The organism is Nostoc sp. C052 (assembly GCF_013393905.1).
Taxonomy (GTDB): Bacteria; Cyanobacteriota; Cyanobacteriia; order Cyanobacteriales; family Nostocaceae; genus Nostoc.
Genome location: NZ_CP040272.1, coordinates 6,403,324 through 6,426,910 on the forward strand (window position 1 = coordinate 6,403,324; position 23,587 = coordinate 6,426,910).

The 23,587-nt window shown below is 42.0% G+C and carries 15 protein-coding genes and 1 tRNA gene; 5 read left to right on the forward strand and 11 right to left on the reverse strand.

The features are described 5' to 3' along the window. Positions 1 to 150: 150 nt before the first annotated feature. The 6 genes from FD723_RS26465 to FD723_RS26485 form a co-directional block, all read right to left on the reverse strand. Complete coding sequence (locus FD723_RS26465) at positions 151 to 1,020, reverse strand: polyphosphate kinase 2 family protein (RefSeq protein WP_179068025.1); 870 nt, start codon at positions 1,018 to 1,020, stop codon at positions 151 to 153. An 81-nt stretch (positions 1,021 to 1,101) separates the two neighbouring features. Then, positions 1,102 to 1,578, reverse strand: a complete 477-nt coding sequence (locus FD723_RS26470) for a hypothetical protein (protein WP_179068026.1) — start codon at positions 1,576 to 1,578, stop codon at positions 1,102 to 1,104. Between the two features lie 296 nt (positions 1,579 to 1,874). After that, positions 1,875 to 2,291, reverse strand: coding sequence for a transposase family protein (locus FD723_RS43075; protein ID WP_256874853.1), 417 nt, complete (start codon positions 2,289 to 2,291; stop codon positions 1,875 to 1,877). Further along, the gene (locus FD723_RS43080) at positions 2,279 to 2,782 is read right to left on the reverse strand and encodes a transposase family protein (RefSeq protein ID WP_256874931.1); all 504 of its coding nucleotides are present in this window, start codon (positions 2,780 to 2,782) and stop codon (positions 2,279 to 2,281) included. Before FD723_RS43080 ends, FD723_RS43075 begins: the two co-directional genes overlap by 13 nt. A 249-nt stretch (positions 2,783 to 3,031) precedes the next feature. Then, positions 3,032 to 4,315 (reverse strand): proton extrusion protein PcxA, encoded by a 1,284-nt coding sequence (locus FD723_RS26480; protein ID WP_179068027.1) that lies wholly within the window; start codon positions 4,313 to 4,315, stop codon positions 3,032 to 3,034. Positions 4,316 to 4,625: 310 nt separating this feature from the next. Further along, positions 4,626 to 5,558 (reverse strand): serine hydrolase, encoded by a 933-nt coding sequence (locus tag FD723_RS26485; protein ID WP_179068028.1) that lies wholly within the window; start codon positions 5,556 to 5,558, stop codon positions 4,626 to 4,628. A 9-nt stretch (positions 5,559 to 5,567) separates the two neighbouring features. On the opposite strand from FD723_RS26485, the gene FD723_RS26490 reads away from it, so the two are divergent. The 3 genes from FD723_RS26490 to FD723_RS26500 all read left to right on the forward strand — a co-directional run bounded on the left by FD723_RS26490 (position 5,568) and on the right by FD723_RS26500 (position 8,693). After that, positions 5,568 to 6,272, forward strand: a complete 705-nt coding sequence (locus FD723_RS26490) for a C40 family peptidase (RefSeq protein ID WP_179068029.1) — start codon at positions 5,568 to 5,570, stop codon at positions 6,270 to 6,272. Positions 6,273 to 6,286: 14 nt separating this feature from the next. Beyond that, positions 6,287 to 7,300, forward strand: coding sequence for a glycosyltransferase family 2 protein (locus FD723_RS26495; RefSeq protein WP_179068030.1), 1,014 nt, complete (start codon positions 6,287 to 6,289; stop codon positions 7,298 to 7,300). Positions 7,301 to 7,439: 139 nt separating this feature from the next. Next, positions 7,440 to 8,693, forward strand: coding sequence for an MFS transporter (locus FD723_RS26500; RefSeq protein ID WP_179068031.1), 1,254 nt, complete (start codon positions 7,440 to 7,442; stop codon positions 8,691 to 8,693). 40 nt (positions 8,694 to 8,733) lie between these two features. Here the strand turns inward: FD723_RS26500 and FD723_RS26505 are convergent. Continuing rightward, a tRNA-Arg gene (locus tag FD723_RS26505) sits at positions 8,734 to 8,807 on the reverse strand. Positions 8,808 to 8,841: 34 nt separating this feature from the next. On the opposite strand from FD723_RS26505, the gene moaC reads away from it, so the two are divergent. Then, positions 8,842 to 9,351, forward strand: coding sequence for a cyclic pyranopterin monophosphate synthase MoaC (moaC, locus tag FD723_RS26510; RefSeq protein WP_179068032.1), 510 nt, complete (start codon positions 8,842 to 8,844; stop codon positions 9,349 to 9,351). 211 nt (positions 9,352 to 9,562) lie between these two features. On the opposite strand, the gene FD723_RS26515 is transcribed toward moaC, so the two are convergent. Both FD723_RS26515 and FD723_RS26520 read right to left on the reverse strand, forming a co-directional pair. After that, the gene (locus FD723_RS26515; RefSeq protein ID WP_179068033.1) at positions 9,563 to 11,245 is read right to left on the reverse strand and encodes a C25 family cysteine peptidase; all 1,683 of its coding nucleotides are present in this window, start codon (positions 11,243 to 11,245) and stop codon (positions 9,563 to 9,565) included. Positions 11,246 to 11,699: 454 nt separating this feature from the next. After that, positions 11,700 to 13,073, reverse strand: a complete 1,374-nt coding sequence (locus tag FD723_RS26520; RefSeq protein ID WP_179068034.1) for a hypothetical protein — start codon at positions 13,071 to 13,073, stop codon at positions 11,700 to 11,702. A 751-nt stretch (positions 13,074 to 13,824) separates the two neighbouring features. Between FD723_RS26520 and FD723_RS26525 the strand changes: the two genes are divergently transcribed. Continuing rightward, the gene (locus FD723_RS26525; RefSeq protein ID WP_179068035.1) at positions 13,825 to 16,461 is read left to right on the forward strand and encodes an ATP-binding protein; all 2,637 of its coding nucleotides are present in this window, start codon (positions 13,825 to 13,827) and stop codon (positions 16,459 to 16,461) included. A gap of 417 nt (positions 16,462 to 16,878) precedes the next feature. Here the strand turns inward: FD723_RS26525 and FD723_RS26530 are convergent, their stop codons facing one another. Together FD723_RS26530 and FD723_RS26535 are read right to left on the reverse strand one after the other, a co-directional pair. Then, complete coding sequence (locus FD723_RS26530) at positions 16,879 to 17,274, reverse strand: hypothetical protein (protein WP_179068036.1); 396 nt, start codon at positions 17,272 to 17,274, stop codon at positions 16,879 to 16,881. A gap of 701 nt (positions 17,275 to 17,975) precedes the next feature. Continuing rightward, positions 17,976 to 23,402 (reverse strand): ATP-binding sensor histidine kinase, encoded by a 5,427-nt coding sequence (locus FD723_RS26535; protein WP_179068037.1) that lies wholly within the window; start codon positions 23,400 to 23,402, stop codon positions 17,976 to 17,978. Between the last annotated feature and the right edge of the window lie 185 nt (positions 23,403 to 23,587).

Consider the following 23,587-nt stretch of genomic DNA (forward strand, 5'->3'; position numbering starts at 1 on the left):
TGCTTTTACCTATCACGTTGATAAGCTGTTGCGCCTGCAAATTGCATCACAAGCATGATTAGAAAAAACCTGTAAATCCTCTCCCTTGCTCCCAGCAAGAACTGCTCCCCTGCCGCCTCAATCTGCAAACTATAATCACAACAGCTTATGTTAATCTTCCTCCTCTAGAATGCGTTTCGCCTCTAAAAGTTGCTGCTTATGTTCTTCACTAACTGTCGGGTATTGCAGATTTAATTCTTCTAGTTTTGTGCAGATGATATTGGCAACAGTCAGGCGTGTAAACCATTTGCGATCGGCAGGAATAATATACCACGGGGCCCATTTAGTACTAGTGTTGTTAAAAGCCTCTTCATAAGCATTCATATAATCATCCCAAAAAGCTCGTTCTCGGACATCATTATCTGAAAACTTCCAATTCTTTTCAGGAAATTCTATCCGTTCTAAAAAGCGTTTTTTCTGCTCTGATTTCGATACATTTAGAAAAAACTTCAGGATAATCACACCATTGTTTACCAAATATTTTTCAAAATTATTAATTTCTTCAAAACGTTGTTTCCACATCTTTTTTCCCTCTGGGAAGTGGGGAAGTTGCTGTTTATTCAGCATTTCTGGATGGACACGAACTACTAAAACTTCTTCATAGTATGAACGATTGAATATGCCAATTCGACCCCTTTCTGGCAGAGCTTTCATTGAACGCCATAGATAATCATGGTCTAATTCTTCCGCACTTGGCCCCTTAAAACTAAACACCTGAAATCCTTGTGGGTTAACACCAGAAGTCACGTGTTTAATAGTGCTATCTTTGCCAGCAGCATCCATTGCTTGAAAAATAATTAACAAAGAATAGGTGTTTTGAGCATAGAGAATATTTTGGTAATTAGCTAGTCGTTCAATGTCTTTCTGTAATTTGATTGCAGCATCACTTTTTTCATGAAAATCAGTCTTATAAGCTGGGTCATAGTTTTTTTTCAGAGAAATCTTTGAACCTGGCGGAACAATGAAAGCATCATGATTCATATATAAAATCTCCTAATGGCTAATTAATAGCCAAGCATACTTGTAAGTATTAATTACTGAAAATTATAATTTATTAATCAATTATTTTCGTCGCTTTGGCATAGGGCGCATTGCTTCACGGCCCAAAACAAACATCCCTGTGACACCTAAGCTGACAAACCAAATATATTGATACCAATATTGCCGAATTTTCTCAACTGTACTGAGTTCTGGATGCAGTGTGTTTAAGTATAGCAGCAGCACTAATATCATGAGTGCCCCAAAGCCGACAAGGCTCAAGCCAACAAGAATTCGTGCCGGACGTAATTCAAAATCACTAATAGTATTTAGGTCAATTTCTGCCAGTTCCTTAAAGGATTCATCTGCCAAAGATGAGGTTACTTGAAATCTATTGCTCAGTTTTGGTGGCAAAATCGGCGCTAGTGTTGCTACAGTTGGACGACGTAGCAAAGCCTCAATATCTCGCAATAACTGTAGTGGCTTACGAGTAGTCGTTGGTTGAGCAAACTCTATGTTGTCTCTAGGACTTGGGTCATTGGCTTTGCTTTCAAAATCCATAGCATGCTTCAGAAAAACCAGGATATACATAGCCTAGCGAATCAGGAGGCAAATGTACCAAAATAATTCGTAATACTCGCCTCTGGCGAGAAGCAAGCTACGTAATTCGTAATTAATTCATTAGACTTATCCGCAAAATGTAAATGCTTACTGTGAATGGGTTTGAGCAATTCAGATTGAATAGGCGATCGCTATCTTACTCTACGAGAAAATAGGTGTTTGGCGGCATTCTGAGACAAAAAATTAAAATTAGAGTAAAAAGTACAAAACGATGAAATCAATTTCAGGATAAAAAATTAAGTATTAATGGTTAAGGATACTAAGCGATTAAGTCTTAACCTAATCAGCCCACAAACTGCCAGAATTACCTGACTATATCGATGACGAGCGAGACGGAATTTTTCCGAGGCTACTCGAAATATTTTTACCCGACATATCATGTGTTCAACGGCAATTCTGCGAGACGAAAGTTGTTTATTCTCTTGTTTTTGGAATTCCGAAATTTCTGTATTCTTTCGTTTCTTATGAGGTGTGGTAATGGCATCATCTCCAATATAGGCCTTATCACCTATAAACCTTTGTGAGTCAGCAAATTTATTCCGAGTATCTCGAAATAAATTAATATCACTTGTTTTTCCCAGCATTCCCACACAGATATCTACAATATCTTCACCACCTGGTAAGACAATAAACTGGTTTTTTAGAGTATGCATTTTTTTCTTACCAGAGTAATATCTTTTTGTTCTTGATAGTCTACAGGTCTCGCTGTAGCCTGTTCTGCACTATCAACAATTAATTCATACTCGGACAGCATTTGCTGCAATTCTTGATATTTTTGACTATCTACTGACGCTTCTTCTATTTGAGATGCTGGTAAAATTTCTCTCAAAATATCTACCCAATAGTTAAAAGCATCATTCGCTTTTGTTTTGGAAATATCAAAGAGTAACCCTAAAATTTCAAAAATTGGTTTTTGTCTGAGGTAAACTAGACACAAGCATATTCCTTCTTTCGGTGACATCTCTGGTTTGCGTCCGCCTCCCTTGGCAATAATCCGAACTTTATTTTTTTCAATTTCTGCTTGTTTCTCTCTATGCCTTTTTTCCGCTAAGGATACCAATGCTAAAAACTGGTCATAATTAATCCCTATTAATCGTTTTGCTTCGTGGGGATGTGATTCAATTCTTGCTAAAGGGTTTGTCATATTATCTACATATAATTTTTACTCCGTTTTTTATTATCCCACTTTGTTTATATTAAGGATAAGTCTATTAACTCATCACAAAGACACGAAAACATCGCTTTGTTCATTTTCATAAAAAGTGATGGGAAAATTAAAGCCATTAATACTAATGACCAATGACCGAAAACGAAAAGGATACAAGCCCATAAATCAATTTATGGGGATCATTAATTTTTAATTTTTAATTTTTAATTTGGAGCAAAGCGACTATTACTCGTCCATTTCTTTTAATGTAGCTAATGCTGAAGGAGATAAACGACTGAGATAGCGGAATATCCAGTATTTAAAGATAGTGTTTAAAATCACCGGAAATGTAGCAATAAAGAAAAAGATGACATTTCTACTGGCTGGTAGACCTAAATGTTCTGCTAATCCTGCTAAAAGGACTTCCCAGCCATCTGGTGAGTGAAATCCTACAAATATATCTGTAAACAAAATAATCAAAAAAGCTTTAGCACTATCACTAAGACCATAGACAATGGTATCCATAAAAGACTTGAGAATCACAATCTCTCTTTTGCTCAGAGCGATAATTATCCCAAAAGAAAATAGTGAGATTAAATCAGCAAAAACATTACCCAGATTGCTATTACTTTTTAAGCGAAATTCTTCAGATATTTCAACAGCTTTGTCTTTGATTTTTTCTTGTGTTAACTCTGAAGAAAGTGGCGGCGCTTGATTAAGCAAATATTCAAATCTTAGTGATTGTTGAAAATTATGTAACTCATGGAGAGCTTCTTTTTCCATGTCAGAGTTGATAAAAATTTGAGTTATATTATCTCCTCTAACTCTTTGTAATATTGGATTTACTAAAAATTCTTTAGATAAAAACTGAGTTAAAAGCGGTACAATAATTAGAATTACCAAAAATCTCAAGGCAATTATTGTTCTACTTTTAGAAATGCGATAATTCCTGAGAAATTCTTCTTCTGTTTGGGGTGCAAAATCTTCTTGAATTTTATGAATTGTTCTGCCAATAGAACCCGGAATTACCCCATTTATTTGAGTCGGAGGTTTAACATCAATATTATTGATGTTAGATGACTTTGGCTGTCTTTTTATGACGTTCCGATTATTTGTGATAATTTGAGAAGTTGATTCTAATGGGCTATTGTTAATGATTTCATCTTTGATAGCATATCTTTCTACGACTTCATCAATAACCTTTAGTTTCTCTAACAAAACAGAGTTAGAAATATTGATAATTCCCCGACTAAGTTGGAATTCTGCCAGCCTGATTTTAATAATAGTTAGGTTCTTGTTGAGATATACTTGCCAATAAGACATGACATTTTCAGTATATTTTCCTGACTGTGGGGATATTTTTTTGTAATCGAAATGTTCGTCTTCAATGCTTTTAATTTTCTGAGCTGCCTGGTAAGCTTCTAAGAGTGCCCTTTCTGGTGTATTTAACAACCAACGGTTAAGCGATCGCAAATATCCTTTGAAACTTTGGCGGAGTGATTCTGCTGTTTTTGCAAATGAATCTTTCATTACATATATGACTATTTAGATAATATGTATTATAGTTATATAACCATAAAAAATGGGTAATAACTAGTTGAAAATATTGACTATACTACTACAGCAATTTGGTTACAATCCTCAGTATCTTAATGCCTACAATAATCTGGTTTTACCCACGATAACTTAGAAGATTTCTAGGGGGCAATTGATGACTAGAACCGAGTCATACAGATTAACCCCAAAGATGCCACTTACAATACAAATAGTAACGCGGTTCGTCTTGCAGAGAAGGACGCACAGGAAGAAATAAGTATTCTGGCAATAAAACAGGAGTAGATCATAGACTAGCGATCGCATCAGCAACTAGTTTAGAAACAAAGGGCAAAATCGCCTGACTCTTAGCCTGTGCTTTCCCTTCAGTAAAAACTACTAAGAGATAGGGACGTTGTTCTGGTAACTCAATATAGGCGGCATCATGGCGAACTTGACTTGTCCAACCTGCTTTTGACCAAATTTGAGCATTTTCTGGAAGTCCACCGCCTAAGAAACCTGTCACCTGATTTTCCTCACCGTCAGGGGACAAATCATTGAGAGGACGTTTCAGTAAAGCCATCATAGCTTGCGATCGCGCACTTGAAACCGCCACCCCACCAACAATACTATGCAGTAAGCGAGCGATCGCATTTGTGGTCAACATATTGCGATTTTCCAGCAACTCTCCCACAAACGCTCGTTCTCGTCCATAAGGGCCATCACCCCAAGTTTTTTGACAGACGTTAATCGTCTCCATTTCTTCCCAACCCAATGATTGGTAATAGCGGTTCACAATATTACGCTGATATTGCCAGGTTTCAAAGGGCCCAGTTGGTAATTCCGGCCCTGAGGTAGTGCCAGTCAAAATATCCACAACCAAGCTGGTAGCATCATTACTAGAATCGACAATCATATCGCGTAAGGCTCGCTCCAACTCCTTGGAAGTTTGACTCATGCCTTTTTCTAGCCATTCGTTTACCGCCACCAGGTAAAATAGCTTGACTACACTAGCAGGATAAATCCGTTCAACACCACGATAAGTAAAACCACGAACTGGGTGATCCCAAAAAGCGTTGGGAGTCAGCGCACCACCAGTATTTACTCGCACCGGGGGATCGTAAACAACCCAAGTCAGGGCAATTTGGTTACGCGCTAAGGTTGGAAATTCTGCCCAAGCTGCATCTAAAATACCATTACCCAGATTTTCCAGTTGATCGTCTTTATTAAAAAAAATCATTCTCTAATAATGTCCTTTAATCTAAAATCACAAATCCAAAATCCAAAATCAGGAGAGTATCAGTGTTTAGCTGACTTGAATTTATATGATTCTCCTGAATGTACGCGTTTAGCAACTCAAGCCGCATCTGGGCGACATTTATGGGTAACATCAAATTATCAAAATTTAGCAGTCGAAGTTTATTTATGTGAAGATGACTATCCGGGATGGGTATCTCTTTCAGATGTGGATTCATTACAACCTGCTACTGTACCTTATCAGGCGGCAACATTTTCTGAATCTGAAATTAAAAAATTCCTCACAGAAATTATCGCCTTTACCCAAAAAGCGATGCAACAATCAAATTATTATCTTTGGGGTGGTACGGTTGGGCCAAATTATGACTGTTCTGGGTTGATGCAGGCGGCGTTTGCTTCGGTAGGGATTTGGCTACCTAGAGATGCCTATCAACAAGAAGGATTCACTCAACCAATTACAATTGCCGAATTGGCAGCTGGGGATCTGGTATTTTTTGGAACTAGTCAAAAAGCCACCCATGTCGGACTTTATTTGGCCGATGGTTATTATATCCATAGTTCTGGGAAAGATCAGGGACGGGATGGTATTGGCATTGATGTTCTTTCGGAACAGGGAGATACGGTTAGTCAGTCATATTATCAGCAGCTGCGGGGTGCTGGTAGAGTTTTTAAGAGTTACGAACCACAGAGACGCTGAGGACGCTGAGGCTTATGAGGAGTGGGTTGGTTGATCAAGGGGTGATGGGGGAAAATGGGGGGATTTCAGCAATTGTCCCAGATGTTTCAGTGGTGGTGCCGATACATGACGAGGTGGAAAGTTTGCCGCTTTTACTAGAAGCGATCGCATCTACTTTAGCCTCTAGTCAGATAAGTTATGAAATCATTTGTGTAGATGATGGTTCTACAGATGGTTCTGGGGATTTTCTCAAACAAGAGGCGCAAATCCGCACTGATTTAAAGGCGGTGATTTTGCGTCGCAATTACGGACAAACGGCGGCGATGGCTGCGGGATTTTATTATGCAGTCGGTAAAGCGATCGTCACTTTAGATGCCGATCTCCAGAACGATCCAGCTGATATCCCCATGTTATTAGCAAAGCTGGATGAAGGTTACGATTTAGTGAGTGGTTGGCGGCAAAAACGTCAAGATGGTGCTGTAAATCGGTTACTTCCTTCCAAAATTGCCAATTGGCTAATTCGGCGTACTACTAGCGTGAATATTCATGATTATGGCTGTTCACTGAAAGCCTATCGTCCCGAATTGTTAGCAGATATGAACCTCTACGGGGAATTACACCGATTTTTACCTGCTTTGGCATACATCGAAGGAGCTAGAATTACCGAAGTATCTGTACGTCATCATGCCCGTCGTTTTGGCCGCAGTAAATATGGAATTTGGCGGACATTCCGGGTGTTGATGGATTTGTTAACCATTCTGTTTATGAAAAAATTCCTCACCCGCCCGATGCACGTTTTTGGGCTGTTGGGCTTGATTTCAATGTTTTCGGGCACTGCGATCGGCATTTACTTGACTTTCGTCAAATTGGCTTTCGGTGAGATGATTGGCAATCGCCCCTTACTGATTTTAGCAGTACTCCTGCTGGTAACAGGAGTACAGTTGTTTTGCTTCGGTCTTTTAGCCGAATTGCTCATGCGTACATACCACGAATCCCAAGGACGGCCCATATATCGCGTGCGAGAAGTAGTAGCAAAAAATGTTAAGTAAGGTAACAATAGTAGTCATTAGTCATTGGTCATTGGTCATTGGTCATTAGTAAATAATTAAGAGTAAATATTGGTTGACTCTAGACAAAGGACAAATGACAAATGACTAATGACAAATGACCAACTAAATTGCATCTACCTTGAAAGCATTTAATACCTTTGACACCGAACTACGGCGCAGCCTGCTTGTTTTATTTACAGCAGGTTTATTATTCTGGTCGAGTATGTCTTCGCTCTTACCAACCCTACCGCTTTACATCGATGAAGTGGGCGCAAGTAAGCAAGAAATTGGGCTTGTTATGGGCAGTTTCGCCATTGGGTTATTGCTATCTCGCCCGATGCTGGGAAGGCTAGCCGATGAACGTAGCCGCAAAATTGTCTTGTTGATTGGGACAATAGTTGCTACAGTCGCACCCTTTGGTTACTTAGCAACCCAATCTATTGGATTGTTAATTCTGGTGCGGATTTTTCACGGCATTAGTGTTGCTGCTTTTACCACTGGCTACAGCGCCTTAGTCGCAGATTTAGCTCCCGCCCAAACTCGTGGTGAAATCATTGGTTACATGAGCCTGACAACTCCCATTGGTTTAGCAATTGGCCCTGCCTTGGGAGGGTATTTAGAAGCTACAAGTGGTTACGGCCCGTTATTTTTGTTATCTGCTGAATTGGGTTTTGTCGCCTTCTTGGGGATTGTACAAGTCACTAATCCGCCAGCTCAAACACAGGAGCAAACTGAAGAAGGGAATCGCAACTTTTGGCAAATTTTGCTCAGTCCACGGGTGAGAGTTCCAACTATAGTTATGTTGCTGGTTGGTTTATCCCTTGGTGCTATACATACCTTTGTGTCGCTGTACCTCAAATCCACTAATCTGGACTTCAATGGCGGACTGTTTTTTACAGCTGCGGCAATTTCTAGTTTTAGTATCAGAATATTTTCTGGTAAAGCAAGCGATCGCTTCGGTCGTGGTTTATTTATTACCTTTGCTATTTCTTGCTACGTTATAGCTTTACTACTGCTGTGGCAGGCTAACAGCGCGATCGTTTTCTTACTGGCTGCGATCGCTGAAGGTGCTGGTGGTGGTACACTCATCTCGATGATGATCACAATGATGGCAGACCGCTCCCTCCCTCAAGAACGGGGAAAAGTTTTTGCTATATGCATAGCTGGACTTGATATGGGAATTGCGATCGCTGCTCCTCTTTTGGGTATCATCGCCGAACTTGTCGGCTACCGGAATATGTTTGGCTACGGTGCTGCAATCACTTTTCTTGCACTTGTGATCTTTCTCACCCGATCAAGCAAAGACTTATCCAATTCCCTACGCTTTGCACTAGGTCTCGCTCCAGATGCTTACGCCTTAAACGACTTAAAACTTAGGAGTGACGAAATTTAACTCATCACTCCTAAACCTTCAACTCTTAAATTTTGAAAAACGGGCGAGGAGGGATTCGAACCCCCGACACCGTGGTCCGTAGCCACGTGCTCTAGTCCACTGAGCTACACGCCCTCACCGACAATCTATATTAACACGTTCTAACCAAATGACGCAAGATAATTTTCCATCTAATTTTGCGAACCTAACCCATCTAGATCGCCAAGGACAGGCACAGATGGTAGATGTGTCTGATAAAGCACCCACCATTCGCCAAGCCGTAGCCGAGGCCAATGTGCGGATGTTACCAGCCACCTTTGCTGCCATTCAAGCCGGAAATGTCCCAAAAGGGGATGTGTTGGCAACTGCAAGATTGGCTGGAATTATGGCAGCCAAACAAACAGCAACTTTAATTCCTCTATGTCATCCCTTGCCTTTGCAAAAAATCACAGTCGAAATTACACCCGATCCCCAACTACCTGGTTATCAAATTCAAGCCACAGTCAAAACTAAAGCTGAAACCGGTGTAGAGATGGAAGCCTTAACCGCCGTTTCTGTTGCTGCGCTGACTTTATACGATATGGCAAAGGCCTTAGAAAAGTCGATTCAAATTGAATCCATTCGTTTAATAAGTAAGAGTGGCGGGAAATCAGCAGATTATTTCCCGCCGGTAAACTAAATTATTTTGGGGCATTGGGCATGAGGGAATGTCATTAAAAAAGCTTGTGTAGCCTCGTTCCCAGCCTCTAGGCTGGGAATGTATTCCAAGAGGCTCTGCCTCTCGTCAAGCTACTGGAGGCGGAGCCTCCCAGAATGGGGTTCCCAGCCTGGAGGCTGGGAACCAGTCAGCGTCATTTTGAATTTTGATTCGGAGCAAAGCGACGCGACTCTTAACTCAATTTTTTCAGTGTCTCAAGTAAACTGATGACAACTGAAATTGTTGCTTGCAGTTTTTCTGTGCGATCGCCTGAAGCTTGCTCAATAGTTTTGACAAACTCTTCTAGTGCTTGAGTCAAGTTTGTCTGAGCTTGCTGGATTGCAGATGTATCAGATGTCTGAGGTTTTGCTATTGCAGATGGTAAAATCACGGTTTCAATCGCCGGGCGATCGCCTGTTTGATTGTCACCAACAACTAGCCGGACTGCGGGATCGCCAATAATGGCATAACTACGAGCATCGTTGTTTGCTGTCCACATCCCAGATAAACTGACTGGATTAGCGATCGCACCATATTTAATTTCTTCTAACTCTGTGCTGAGATCAGAAGACAGTTCAGCATAGCGTTCGTTGAAATATTCAACCGCCGATCCTACGGGATGTCCATCTAGCAATCGTTTGAGAGTACTTTGAAACACTGCTAACTGTTTACCAGTTTTTTCCCAGACGAAAGAACAACCCCAAGCTCGCTCTACATGACCGATAACAGCCAAAGCGCCGCCGTTGGGATGGCTTAAGAGTCGTCGGGGTAAAGGAGCAATAAAGGCATTAGGAGCGATCGCTAACCTTTCGTTGGAGCCTTTTTGATGGGCAAATTCATCAAATCGGGGTGTACCCGCACCATAACAGGCAAAGTGAAAGGCAATTAACCCTAATAAACGAGCATCACTGCCAACATCATCTGCTGAGAAATAAAAATCTTCAGGAATTGGTTCTCGCCATTTCAGCGGGCCGGGCCAGTCTTGACAAAGCAATGCTCCTTGATGGCGTAGTTGTCGCTCATGTCCATTGGGAAAACCCATACCATGACTAGCAGTGAACAGCAGCGCCGGAGTCTCTTCTCCTCCTAGCAAATTCTTTAAACGTGCTTTGGTGGCTTCTTCTGCAAGTAAGGTTTGAACAGACCAATTGTTGTCTTTTTGATCCTTAAGCATCCATTCAGCTAAAGGCTGAATCAGGTGTTGCGCGCTGAGTTGTGTAGCAGCATCAGCAGCGTTACGCACACCAAAAAAGCTAGCGCGGCGAGGTAGTGATAAATTGCTAGTTTCCGCCTGCACAACGCTACGAGCATACTGAGCATATTCCTCTGGTGTATCGAAGTAAATCCGACCCACCGCATATTGCACATCTAGTTGATACTGAAAACGATAAGAAATCGTTTCTGGATCGCCAACAATTAATAGATAATAAGGCATTTTGTCAGGGTCAGCTGGGCCTGGCCCAACTCCATGACGTGATAAAAATTGATTCTTCGATTCCCCTGGACGATAACCCTTGGGGCCAGTATATTCCTGATAAAAATGCTCGTGCTTTTTTGCCGCTTGCTTTTGTCGATGCGTTAATAATTCTTGGAGTGCTTCTTTAATTGCTGGGTCAGCATTATAGGCAAAGATAACTCCCCAACCTGTCTCTGCGAGGTTTTTTGGATCTACACCTTCTATCGGTGCAAAATCAGGTTCTAGTCCTTTAACATGCAGATCCTTTTTCTTGAGTTCGCTAATTTCTATAGGATCAAAATCTTCACCCTGAGCAATCTTAGCTAGCTGTTCAGGTGTTAATGGAGGCAACAAATACTCTCCAGAAGCCCCATCAATACCATTGAAATATAACTCTTTTGTCAGTTGTTCTATGCTCATACTATACGCACCATTATTTTTTGATTGGCACAAGAGATTAGAGATTGGTTGTTAGGAATTGGGCACAAAAAGCAGGGGTGCAAAGGAGTAGAGGGGAATGGTACTAAGAAAAGCCCAAAGGCTTGTTTAGCCTCGTTCGCCCCTCGTTCCCAGCCTCCAGGCTGGGAATGTATTCAAAGAGGCTCTGCCTCTCATCAAGCTACCGGAGGCTCTATCTTTTCTTAACGTGAGTTCGACGAACCTCTCCCAGACTTGAACTAAAGTTCAAGTCTGTCCCTCTCCGAATCGGAGAGAGGCGGTTTTGCGTAGTAAAACCTTCTTAAAGGTTTTTTGATTGAGCAAATTGGGTAGATATTATATGAGCAATCGAATTCACGTTTTCTTAATGCCATTCGAGTAGAAAAGAAAAACTTACTGCAACTTCTTCTCTACTCCCCTGCTCCCATTCCCCAAATTAACTACCAAAAGCTGCTGACCATACAGCATGAGCTACTTGCGGTTTGGCAATTGAGTTGTGAGCATCTGCATCTTTACCACCATCTAAATTGCGAATAAATTCGCTGCTTTCCAAGTTGTAAACCTTACCAGATTGGAAATTATATGGCTTTTCACAAGGGTGCATCTTTAGACTGGTAATTTCGTTTATTCCTTGAATACCAAAAGTACCAATACTGCCATATTCAGGGAATTCTGACTCAAGAGGAGCCGCAAAGTCTATATCCTGACCACTGAATCTGCCACTTACGCTAGCAACAGGATACAGTTTCGTCACAGAATTGTCATGTATGGAGCGGGTCGTGACAATTGGGCCAACAACTTTACGGTCATTGATAATTGAAGAAAAACAACCAGCTAAATTTACTCTGCGAGGAATATTTGAGCTATAAGACCAGAGTGATAAAGCTCCTTGGATAAGAACTAAAGAGTTAACTGGACGAACTAACTTACTATTCTTTCTACCTGCCACAATAGAAGAAACAACGATACATCCAAAACTATGTCCAACCAGATGGAACCGCGTTGTTTCAGCAGCAGCTTTTTGGAGTTTTGTTAACAAATTGAAGCCACTAGTTTCACCAATGTGGCGCGCACGCTGTTTCATTTTCCAATAGGATAAATATCCTAATAAATCCAGAAAAGTATTCTTTTTGCTTTTGGGAGCATCTCCAATTGCAAAACTAATTTCTTCAGATTCTTCCTGAGCTATAAGAGATTCATAGATGGCATCAGGCTCTAAAATCGACGATTCGCTATCATTTTCGTCACCTTCTAAAGAAGCCTCTTTAATTAATACTTCGTAGGCTGCTTTTACCTCCAATGGTAAGTTATCTGGTGGGATAGAATATTCTATTGATGCTGTAAAAATGGTTCCGAGAGCTTCACGCGCCGCATCAGTATCAGCAACATCTTGAGCGTATTCCTCGATTAACTCATTTAATTTTGTCCCTGATGTGTCATAGGATGTAGGTTCAGCATTTAAGTCTTCATTACCCCAAGGTTTACTAGGCCAATGCAACCCAATTAACAGTGGACGAAATTCTTGATTTTGAGACTTCCGTAATTCTTGGATTTTTTGAATATCAGCCTGACTTTCTGCCATAGCTTTAATCCAATTATGGTACTGTTTTTTTGCTCCGGGAACGTCACCTAACCATCCGTGACTAATGAAAAATACATCTGTAATTGCTTGAGTGGAGAGTATATCTACTAGCTTTTGGCTGATAAATCCATCAGGCTCACGACGTTCATTACCATCAGCATCAAAAGCAATTAGGTAGTAATCTAAAGAAGATGTGATGGTATTAATAGTTACGGTTTGAATTGGCATGTGTAAATCCTTATCAGGGTTTGATTTTGATATGCTGCGCTAACCGTTAAGAAGATCCAAAAAATAAAATGCCCTTTTTCCAAACAAAAACTACGAAATTTTGGTGCGGCAGCCTGAAGAGCCGTTATTAACGGCTGGGCATTTTATTACTTCTAAGCGCCTGAACGCAGAGTCACAATTGTTAGATACAACACTGAATTGCAAGTATGAAATAATCACCTATTTCGGGCTGACAATTTATGTATACTTAGGGCAATTAATGTTATTTAATACATAATAGTTACAAAAAAGAGGTAAAACCTCAGTGATAATACGAAGGTTTTACCAGATTGGAAACAAGCAATTAATAATAATTGTTAAATCTAGTGATCTGTCCCATTAAATGTTTTACCCTACCCTAACCCTCCCCCTTGTGTATACACGGTAGCTTCCAAAGGGAGAAGCTAATGCCTTTGCAAAGCGTCTCGTAGAGAAGAGAGAAGGACGCACACTCCTATGGAGAAGCAAGCTACGCGCAGCGTCTCATCAGAGAAGAGCGCAAAGGAAAAAAAGTTAAGAATAAGTTCACCCATTATCTTTAATGGGACAGACTACTAATGCGGTTAATTAACATTTTGTTCTTTTGTCAGAAGTGGTATATTGGCACTTGACCCGACCCAGTACAAACTATGCATAAGCCCACAGGACAGCAAACTCGAGGTGTTGTACTCAGTACTACAAGACAGGAAGAGGGAGCAAGGGGAGTGGGCAGATGACCAAAAATACTGTTTTTTCCCTATTTAAAGATGTACCTCTAAGCTGCATTCTGGTAGCGTTGTTTCTGCTACAAATTCTGCTAGCTGTAGGATTGACTGCGTATTTATCAATCCTTAATGGGCAAAAAGCAGTCAATGAGGTGGCTAGTGAATTGCGTCATGAAGTCGCCAATCGAGTTGAGCAGAATTTACAAACCTATTTGTCAACTCCGCGTCAGGTACTACGCGGTAATCAAAATCTGATTAATATCGGGTTACTAAAGATAGAAAATATTACAAACTGGGAGTCATTTTTAATAGAGCAGTTAAAGACTTTTCCCGATGCGTTGGCTTTAACGGTAAGCAATGAACAGCAAGAACACCTAATGGTAGAGAAGCTCAACGATCGCCAATTTTTACTTAAAAAAGCCGGAAAGTCAACTGAGTACGACCTTTACACTTACAAAATTGACTCTCAAGGTCAACGTACTCAGCTACCGGAAGTGATTAAAAACTATGATGCGCGATCGCATCCTGATTATCAAACAGCTGTTACTGCCAAAAAATTCAGTTTTAGTCAAATTTTTATACCCAGCAGTGAACCAAGACTTTTTATTAGTGCATCTCAACCTATCTATAATTCCCAAGGTCAGTTATTCGGAGTCAACAGCACTCTGATTCGTTTATCAGAAATTGGAGATTTGCTGCAAAATATCAAAGTTGGCAAGTCTGGGCAAATTTTTATTATCGAGCGTTCAGGGCTATTAGTCGCAAGTTCCACAGCCGAAGAACCATTCCGCTTACAAAATGGTAAACCAATTCGGTTGGAAGCTTCCCAGAGTGTGAATTCTTTGACTCAAGCAGCCGCTAAATATTTAACAACTAAATTTAATAACTTTGACCAAATTCAAAGTTTACAGCAATTAGATTTTTCTTTGGACGGCAAACGACAATTTTTAGAAATTAAACCGTTACAGGGCGAATCAAATCTCAACTGGTTGATTGTGGTAAGTGTCCCCGAAGCAGAGTTTATGGGACAAATTAATCGCAATACTCAAACTACAATTTTTCTCTGTTTAGGAGCATTAGGACTAGCTACTATCCTGGGGATTGTTACCGCCCGTTGGATAACTCAGCCAATTTTGGATTTCAGCACGGCGATAAAAGATTTAACCGATTTTACCAATGACAAAGACTCAGTGGTGATGGTACAGGGCATTAAAGAAGTAGAAATGCTGGGTGAATCTTTTAATAAGATGGTGCAACAGTTACGCAAAAATTTTACTGCACTGACTATTAAAAATGCAGAGTTAGAACTGCAAGTTAAGCAGCGAACTCAAGACTTACAGCAAGAGATTCAAAAACGTATTAATAGTGAACAAAAACTGCGCCAACATCATCGCGTACTAGCAGAACTGACAAATCACAAAGCGCTTTTTGAAGGAAATCTAGAAACAGCATTCAAAGTCATTACCGAAAAAGCAGCCAATGCCTTAGAAGTAGAGCGAGTCAGTGTATGGTTATTCAACGATCAACGTACCAAACTACAATGTATAAGTCTCTATGAACGTAGCAATCAAAAACATTCGGCAGGTTTAGAACGCAACCTGGCAGATTATTTAATTTACTATAAAGCGGTGGTGGCTTTGAGTACCATTGTCATTACCGACACTCGCACTGATTTACGGGTACAGGAATTATGGGATAAATTACTAGAACCAAATAATATTGTATCCCTAATTGATACCTCTATTTGGGTTGGGGGTAAAATAGTGGGAACAGTATTGTATGAGCAAATTGACACTCCCCGGACATGGGAAATAAGCGAGGAAAATTTTGTTAGCTCAATTGCAGAATTTGTTGCCCTAACTTTAGAAGTATGCGATCGCAAACAGGCAGAATCCGCTCTACGTGAGGCTCAAGAAGCTGCGGAAGTGGCAAATCGTGCTAAAAGCACCTTTTTAGGAAACATCAATCACGATTTGAGAAATCCCTTAAGCTCTATTTTGGGAATCACAGAAGCTCTCAAAGATGGAGTGTACGGCCCTGTGAGCGAAGAACAGCAACAGTCTTTAACTATACTCGAATCTAGCGGTAAGAACTTACTAGAATTAATTAGCCAAATCCTTGACTTTACCGATACTGAATCCAGCAAAATAGAACTGCAATTAGCTGCTACTTCAATTCAGGGATTATGTGATTACAGCTTAAGTTTTGTCAAACATCTAGCATTCCAGAAAAACATTCAGTTGAGGGCACAAGTACCTGAAGAACTCGAACCTATCCAAGTCGATGAACGTCGTATTCGCCAAGTATTTATCAACTTGTTGACTAACGCCATTAAGTTTACTAAAGAAGGAGGTGAAGTTTGGATAGAAGTCCAACCAACTGCTACTAATGAATATATCTTTTTCAGCGTGGTAGATACGGGTATTGGGATGCTTTCTGATGACCTTTTTAAATTATTTCAACCTTTTATGCAGGTTGAAAATGCCTCTACTCGTCGTTCTACGGGCACTGGTTTAGGTTTAGTGATGGTGCAAAAAATTGTCGAGTTGCACGGTGGAACTGTTCATGCCGAAAGTCAGTTAGGCAAAGGTAGCCGATTTACGGTGAAGCTTCCGTGGAAAAAGGCGGAAAAATGGAAAGTTTAAGCTATATGCCGATAAGTAGTTAAGGAGGCAGGAGGTAGGAGGCAGTTCTGATATGAAAGAGGGACAAGGGAGACAAGGGAGACAAGGGGCAATACTTCTCGGTTAAGGGGAAAATGGGAAAGGGAAAAGGAAAGAAAAAACCTTTAACCCAAACCCAGTACCCTTTACCCCAAACCCGATTCCGAGTTAAAAATGCAAAATCCGAGAAGTATTGGGACAAGGGGGACAAATAGTAAATGACCTTTTCAAGTCAGGAGGAATCTCTATAAATAAATGGTGTTGTTGGTCAATTCATGATGAGCGAAACTAAAATTGAATTTTAAACAACAATGTTATTACTCTACCCGTAAAGGGATAGAGTATTCTGAATTCTGTTAGCGCAGTGGGGCGTAGCACATTCTGAATTCTGACTCCTTTTTATGCAGTTTTATCACTCTTAGTAGCTGCTTCCTCTGAAGTTGCTTTCAAACGTGTTGCTGTGCTTTTACGAATGCGATCGCTTTTGCGAACAGCACCCGCCATTTCATATTCTCGGCTATCTTTGCCGTATTTAAAAGCAACTCCAATTAGCATTTTTTCAGTTAGATCGCTTAAAGTTTTGTCCAATTCGTCCATCTCAGTTCTAGAAGAATCAATCATAGCAAGAGCAGTATTATAAGCATCTATTTTGCTGCGGTACTGCTCAATTATTTGTGTCATATTTTGCAAGTTGCGCTCATCCCCAAAATCCATGCTGGGATCAATTGCTTTCAGTCCTGCCGCTCTTAATTCAGCTTTTTCTAAAACGCGGTATGTACGTTGTTTCCCAGGCATAAATATATTCCTTTTATTCTGCTTTAGAGCTAGTTTGCCTTACTAAAGCTGTATCTTAGTTCAGTAAAATCCTCACAGATTAGTATCTGATCCGACTTGAGACTCAGTATTTATCACCAAAATTATGTTTTTGTTGATGAAAGACATGTTTTTGTTAATGAAAGACATGTTTTTGTTGATGAAAGACATGTTTTTGTTGATGAAAGACATGTTTTTGTTGATGAGAAACATGTTTTTGTTGATGAGAAACATGTTTTTGTTGATGAAACCGTAATTTTATACTGAGAGTCAAAGACTTTACTCTTTGTCAAAGTAAATTTTTTTAACGAACCGCATACTCCTACAGAGAAGCAAGCTACGCGCAGCGTCTCCTTAGAGAAGGACGCAAAGGACACGTTCGCGTAGCGTCTCGTAGAGAAGGAAGAGAAGAAAAAATGCTTAACTGAACTGTATTGAGTCTAAAACTAGCTTTTAGATTGCCTCGTTCCCAGTCTCCGACTGTGAATGCTCGTCCTTGAGGCTCTGCCTCAAAACTCGCGGCAGAGCCGCTTTTGAGTTGCATTTTCAGCCTCCGGCTATAAACGAGATTTGAAGAGGGTTTCAGCTTAAGTTGACACCAATGGCATCTTGCCTACCTTTAGTTACTGGGCGGGCGAGACGCCCACCCCACAATAAATAGTTGGATATTTTTTTATGATGAATTAACCCCGAACCGGGAGGGAGATGGAAAACTCAGTGCCTTGTCCCAATTCCGACTGGACTGACAGCCGACCACCATGTTTCTCGACTACAATCTGACGGGCGATCGCTAACCCTAACCCTGTTCCTTTGCCAACTTCTTTAGTGGTAAACAAGCGATCAAAAATTTTAGATTTGACTTCCTGATTCATGCCTTTACCGTTGTCACCAATGCGAACTTCAACAGCATTTTGTTCTGGTAATAATGCAGTTTGAATCGCGATCTGTTGGGGATGATTTTCTAACTTTTCAAAGGTTGTTTGCTGTGCCATTTCATCGAACAGATCAATCGCATTGGCCAAAATGTTCATAAACACCTGGTTAAGCTGACCGGGGAAGCAATCAATTTCCGGGATGTCACCGTAGTTTCGGATAACTTTAATGGCAGGCCGATTTTCATTCGCTTTGAGTCGATACTTGAGAATCAACAGCGTACTATCTAACCCTGCGTGCAGGTTGGCGCTAACTTTGTGTTCCGTATCGGCACGAGAGAAGGTACGCAGACTGGTACTGATGCCTTTGATGCGATCGCTAGCGCCTTTCATTGAGTCAAGTAACTTGGGTAAATCCTCCAACAGAAACTCCAGGTCAATTTTTTCAGCCAATTCGGCCACCGAACTAGTAGGCGGTTGATGCTGGTGATAGGTGTTTAGATACTCACGCAGGTCTTGTACATAATCTTTGGCATTGTTAATACTGCCGTTGAGGAAGCCGATTGGGTTATTAATTTCGTGAGCAACCCCTGCCACCAAGTTACCCAAAGTAGCCATTTTTTCGCTTTGCACAATTTGAAGCTGAGATTCTTCCAGCTGTTGAGCATAGGCTTGGGCTTGCTGATAGAGACGAGCATTCTCCAGTGAAATCGCCGCTTGGGCACAGAGCAAATTTAGCAATTGAACGCGATCGCGGGTAAAGGCTCCTGTTGCCAGGTTATTTTCCAGATAGACCATGCCCAGCAACTTGCCTTGTTGCAGAATAGGGCTGCACAGCAGACTCTTGGGCTGTTGGTTTTGGATATACGCATCGCCAATTAATAACGGATCTTGGGCGGCGTTGCTAATCACGGCAGGCTGCAAGCTGCGTTTGACTTTTGTTACCAGACTGATGGGCACTACACCACTATCGCCAAGCGACTGCGTTGGATGTAAAATTTGCGTTTCGATTTGGCGTGATTCCGTCAGTGCTGCCCTAGCCTGAACTGTGAGATTTTGCCCCTCATTCAACATCAAAGCACAGTGCGTCGCACCTGAGGTTTGCATTACTGTCAGCAAGAGAGTGCCAATTAATTGATCGAGTTCAATTTCACTGGAAAGAGTTTGGGAAGCTTTGAGGATGGCAACCAAATCCAGGGTATCAGAAAGACTGGTAGAGGAAGTACTAGTCGAGGTGAAAGTTCCAGTGGCAAATAAGGTTTCGTCAACAGAGAATGGTGTCTGCGCTTTTTGTAGCATGGGAGCCAGCAGTTGAGGATAGCGAGTTTCCAAATCAGCGAGTTTGGCTTTCGCCCCCCAGCGAGCATAGCCATAGTAGGCTTCAATCATGTAAACTTGGGCGATCCGCTCTTTGTGCCAATCTAGATAGAATTTTGCTGCCAGTTCATTGGCGAGGGCTTCTTCTTGAGGGTAGCCATTGGCTTTAGCACCTGCGATCGCCAAGTCATAAAATTCTAGAGCTTCGGTTTTGCGATCAAGAACGCAATGTTTTTCAGCTTCAACTAAATGATATTTATGCAAGTAATTCATGGGAGCATAATGCGCCCATTCTTTTAATTTTTCTTGATTTTCTAGCATTCGCTGCCATCTCGGCTCCGATTCCGACATTGATTCAGGAGGAGTTGCTAGCACCGTCAGAGAATCATAGAAATATAAGATCGGTTCAACGATACTTCCCATCCCTCCAGCCAAATACTGACGAGTTTGAGCCGCATCGTATTCCGCTTTGGCAAAGTCTTCCAGCCAGTAATTTAATGTGAATCGATACAGGTAAAAGTGACATAATCGGTAAAAATCATTAGAAGCTTTTGCCTCAGCAAGAATTTTTTCTTCATAGTCATGTTGGCGTAAGAAAATCTCGTTCTCTGACTGACCCAGCAGAATGAGAGTAGCTTGCCAGTAAATAAAAAAACAGTTTGCTGGCGTGACTTGGTTGAGGTCGCGCAACTGTTGGTAATAGGCACGAATTTTGGGTTCTAGTTCAGTTAGCGGTTGACCGCACCAATAGGCATTCAAGCAGAAAAATTGTGCATCGTAGCCAACAAATTCCAGATTACCAGTTTCCAATGCTGCTTGATATCCTTCCTGGAGAATGGGCAGCGTTTTTTGGAGATGATCTATCCAATGGCGAACAAAGCCCCCAATTAAGAGGGCTGTTGCGGGTCGAATATTCTTGGCTTCTGGCTCTAAGGCGAGTTGGTATCCTAATTGCCCAAACTGCGGCACTTCTGTCATCTCTCGCCACAAGGTTCTCAGCTGGAAGGCGTAACTAGCGTAGCAAAAAGCCGAAACAGGACTGTTCCCAAATTGAATTGACAACTTGACCTGAAGCGCCACGACTAAGAAATAGAGCATTGAGCCTGTCATGAAACAGACGGGTGTAATGCCAGCAGCAATTTGCATAATTGCCAACTGCTGGGCATCCGTCATTGTCGGCAGATGATTCAACGCCTCAATGGAGCGATTGCTGTTATCTACCGTTTCACTACCGCCAATCAAGGCATCAATTTCCTGCTTCACCTGCCGAATATCCTCTAGTGTTGGGCTGTCTGGCAGGTTCACGCCCAACATTTGGAAGACCGATTGACCGATGGCGATCGCCTCTAAAAATTGATTGCGTGCCACCAACGCCTGAATTCTGACTTGATAAACTTGCACCTGTTCTAAGGGCGTTTTTGCATGATGAATCACCGCTTCAATCCACCGATCCATCCGCTCAAAATCACCAATTAAAAAAGCCACCTCAGCCGCTAAGTCGTGCAGAGATAAAGTCATTTCGTACTGTCGTTGCCAAGCGTCTGTTCCCAGCAATTTCAGCCCCACTGTGGCATATTCACGGGCGGCTTGATAGGCGGTTGAGGCTCTCGCTTTGCGGCAAGCCGTGAGGTTGAGTTGGGCGAGTTCGTTCCTTTGGTGTTGTTCCTCAACGAGCGTTGTTCCATAGTTCAACTGATTGACAATTTCAAAAATGCGCTCTTCTTTGGCGGTTGGAGAAACTTGTCGCAGCAAAAGTTGTCCAATTTGGTAATGAGTCGTCTGTTTTTGCTCGTCAGGGATGAGGGAATAGGCTGCTTGCTGGACGCGATCGTGGAGAAAGCGATAAGAACAGTTAAACGTGAGTGGCTGTTGGACTTCTGCTACCTCAAGTTCTGACGGTTGATAAAACTTATAAACATCGCTGATGGGTAAAATCAAGCCTTCTTGCAAGGCTTTCCAGAGGTCGATCGCGGTATCTTCGGGCGATCGCTCATTAACAATCGCCAGGGTCACTAAATCGAACTGAGCGCCAATGCAAGCCGCCAGTTTCAAAACATTCTGGGTGGCAGCAGGCAATTTTTGCAACTGAAGTGCCATGAACTCGACGACATCATCCGTGAGCGCGAGTAATTTCACCGTTGCCAGGTCGCACTGCCAATGTCCTGCCTGAAAATCAAAGGAAATATAGCCGTCTTCATGCAGTGCTTTGAGAAATTGAGTCAGGAAGAAGGGATTACCCTTGGTTTTTTGATAGACCAACTCCGTCAACGGCTGCGCCAGTTCCAGAGAGCAACTGAGGGTATCTGCCGTTAACTGATTCACAACCCCTTGGCTCAGGGGTTTCAGGGTATGGGTATGGATCGGGATTTGGGCTTTCTCGATCTGATCGAGCATCAGCATCAAGGGGTGAGTCGGGAACACTTCGTTATCCCGATAGGCTCCGATGATGAACAGATAACCGCGCTCGCGCTCTGTCAGCAGTAGCTTCAGCAAGTTCAGAGAGGCCGAATCAGCCCACTGCAAGTCATCCAGGAAAATCACTAGTGGATGGTCTGGGGTGGTGAACACCGTGATAAACTTCTGGAACAGCAGATTGAAACGGTTCTGCGCGGCACTGCCAGAGAGTTCTGGTACTGGGGGTTGTTGCCCGATTACCTGTTCGAGTTCAGGAATCACCTCGACAAGCACCTGCCCATTGTCACCCACTGCCGCCAGGATTTTCGCTTTCCACTCTTGCAACTGCGCGTCCTCACTACTCAACAGTTGCCCCATCAGGTCGCGGAAGGCTTGGACAAAGGCGCTAAACGGAAGATTGCGGTTGAATTGGTCGTATTTACCTTTAATGAAATAGCCATACCAACGCACAATCGGCTTATGTACTTCATTGACGACGGCAGTTTTGCCAATGCCGGAAAAACCTGCCACCAACATCAGTTCGGAGGCTCCGTTGGCAACTCGGCCAAAAATATCAAGCAAGGTTTGAACTTCTTGTTCCCGTCCGTAGAGTTTTTCAGGGATTAAAAAGCGATCGCTGATATCCCGTTTGCCTAAATCAAACCAGGCGAGTTTGCCCGCAAGATGATACTCTTCCTGGCATTTCATTAGATCGTGCTTAAGACCAAGGGCACTTTGATAGCGATCTTCCGCATTCTTGGCCATCAGTTTGTGAATGATTTCACTGAGCATAATGGGCAAATCGGGGTTGAGATCGCAGACAGAGAGTGGTTGTTTAGCGAGATGGGCATGAACCATTTCCATTGGCTCGTCAGTTGGAAATGGTAACTGTCCCGTGAGCAGTTCAAAAAAGGTAATTCCCAAGGAATAGAAATCGCTGCGATAGTCAATCCCCCGGTTCATCCGCCCAGTTTGTTCCGGTGAGATATAGGCTAGAGTTCCTTCTAGAACGTTGGGATTTTGAATCTCTTGGGTTTCGCGGGGTAATAGGGAGGCAATACTAAAGTCAATCAGCTTAATCTGCCCTGTTTCTGGTTGAATTAGAATGTTGGCTGGTTTAATATCTTTGTGAATAATCCGTTGCTGATAAAGCTGGTGGAGGATATCGACAATTTGCAGGGCAATTGGCCAGAATTGTTCGACAGTGAGGGGGGAAGCCTGGATGTAATGACGTAGGGAGATGCCACCGATGTCTGCCATCACCAAAGCATAGCCATTATTATAGGGTTCTAGACTAATCGGTTGGATAATGCCTGGGATGTTGAGATTTTTAGCGATCGTATACTGATTACGAAACTGCACCAATTCGCTGAAACTGGGATAGTCGTGCCGCAGTATCTTAATTACCACCGAACATTGCTGCGACCTTTGCACTCCTCGATAGACAGCCGTCCTAGAACCTAGATACAACTGCTCAACCAAGGTATAGCCAAAAATTTTTGGGAATTGCTGTGCTAGAGAAGTCATAGGTTTAGGAAGAGTGGCTTTGATTTAACTAAGATTCCCAAAAAGTCTTAGTTAGGTAACAGATCAAGGCAAAAGCATCTAACATATTGACGAGCTTGGATAAGAGTGTAATTCAGCGAAACCCAATTTTCAGGAAACTAAATATGAATTTACAATAGACATCTGGTGAAAAAATGTAGAGACGT

Excerpts from the sequence above, each read along its gene's own strand:
- FD723_RS26535 (WP_179068037.1), bottom strand. The coding sequence starts at position 23,402 with ATGACTTCTCTAGCACAGCAATTCCCAAAAATTTTTGGCTATACCTTG.
- FD723_RS43075 (WP_256874853.1), bottom strand. The coding sequence starts at position 2,291 with ATGCATACTCTAAAAAACCAGTTTATTGTCTTACCAGGTGGTGAAGAT.
- FD723_RS26470 (WP_179068026.1), bottom strand. The coding sequence starts at position 1,578 with ATGGATTTTGAAAGCAAAGCCAATGACCCAAGTCCTAGAGACAACATA.
- FD723_RS26495 (WP_179068030.1), top strand. The coding sequence starts at position 6,287 with ATGAGGAGTGGGTTGGTTGATCAAGGGGTGATGGGGGAAAATGGGGGG.
- moaC (WP_179068032.1), top strand. The coding sequence starts at position 8,842 with ATGACGCAAGATAATTTTCCATCTAATTTTGCGAACCTAACCCATCTA.
- FD723_RS26525 (WP_179068035.1), top strand. The coding sequence starts at position 13,825 with ATGACCAAAAATACTGTTTTTTCCCTATTTAAAGATGTACCTCTAAGC.
- FD723_RS26465 (WP_179068025.1), bottom strand. The coding sequence starts at position 1,020 with ATGAATCATGATGCTTTCATTGTTCCGCCAGGTTCAAAGATTTCTCTG.
- FD723_RS26515 (WP_179068033.1), bottom strand. The coding sequence starts at position 11,245 with ATGAGCATAGAACAACTGACAAAAGAGTTATATTTCAATGGTATTGAT.
- FD723_RS26520 (WP_179068034.1), bottom strand. The coding sequence starts at position 13,073 with ATGCCAATTCAAACCGTAACTATTAATACCATCACATCTTCTTTAGAT.
- FD723_RS26480 (WP_179068027.1), bottom strand. The coding sequence starts at position 4,315 with ATGAAAGATTCATTTGCAAAAACAGCAGAATCACTCCGCCAAAGTTTC.
- FD723_RS26530 (WP_179068036.1), bottom strand. The coding sequence starts at position 17,274 with ATGCCTGGGAAACAACGTACATACCGCGTTTTAGAAAAAGCTGAATTA.
- FD723_RS26485 (WP_179068028.1), bottom strand. The coding sequence starts at position 5,558 with ATGATTTTTTTTAATAAAGACGATCAACTGGAAAATCTGGGTAATGGT.
- FD723_RS43080 (WP_256874931.1), bottom strand. The coding sequence starts at position 2,782 with ATGACAAACCCTTTAGCAAGAATTGAATCACATCCCCACGAAGCAAAA.
- FD723_RS26490 (WP_179068029.1), top strand. The coding sequence starts at position 5,568 with ATGTCCTTTAATCTAAAATCACAAATCCAAAATCCAAAATCAGGAGAG.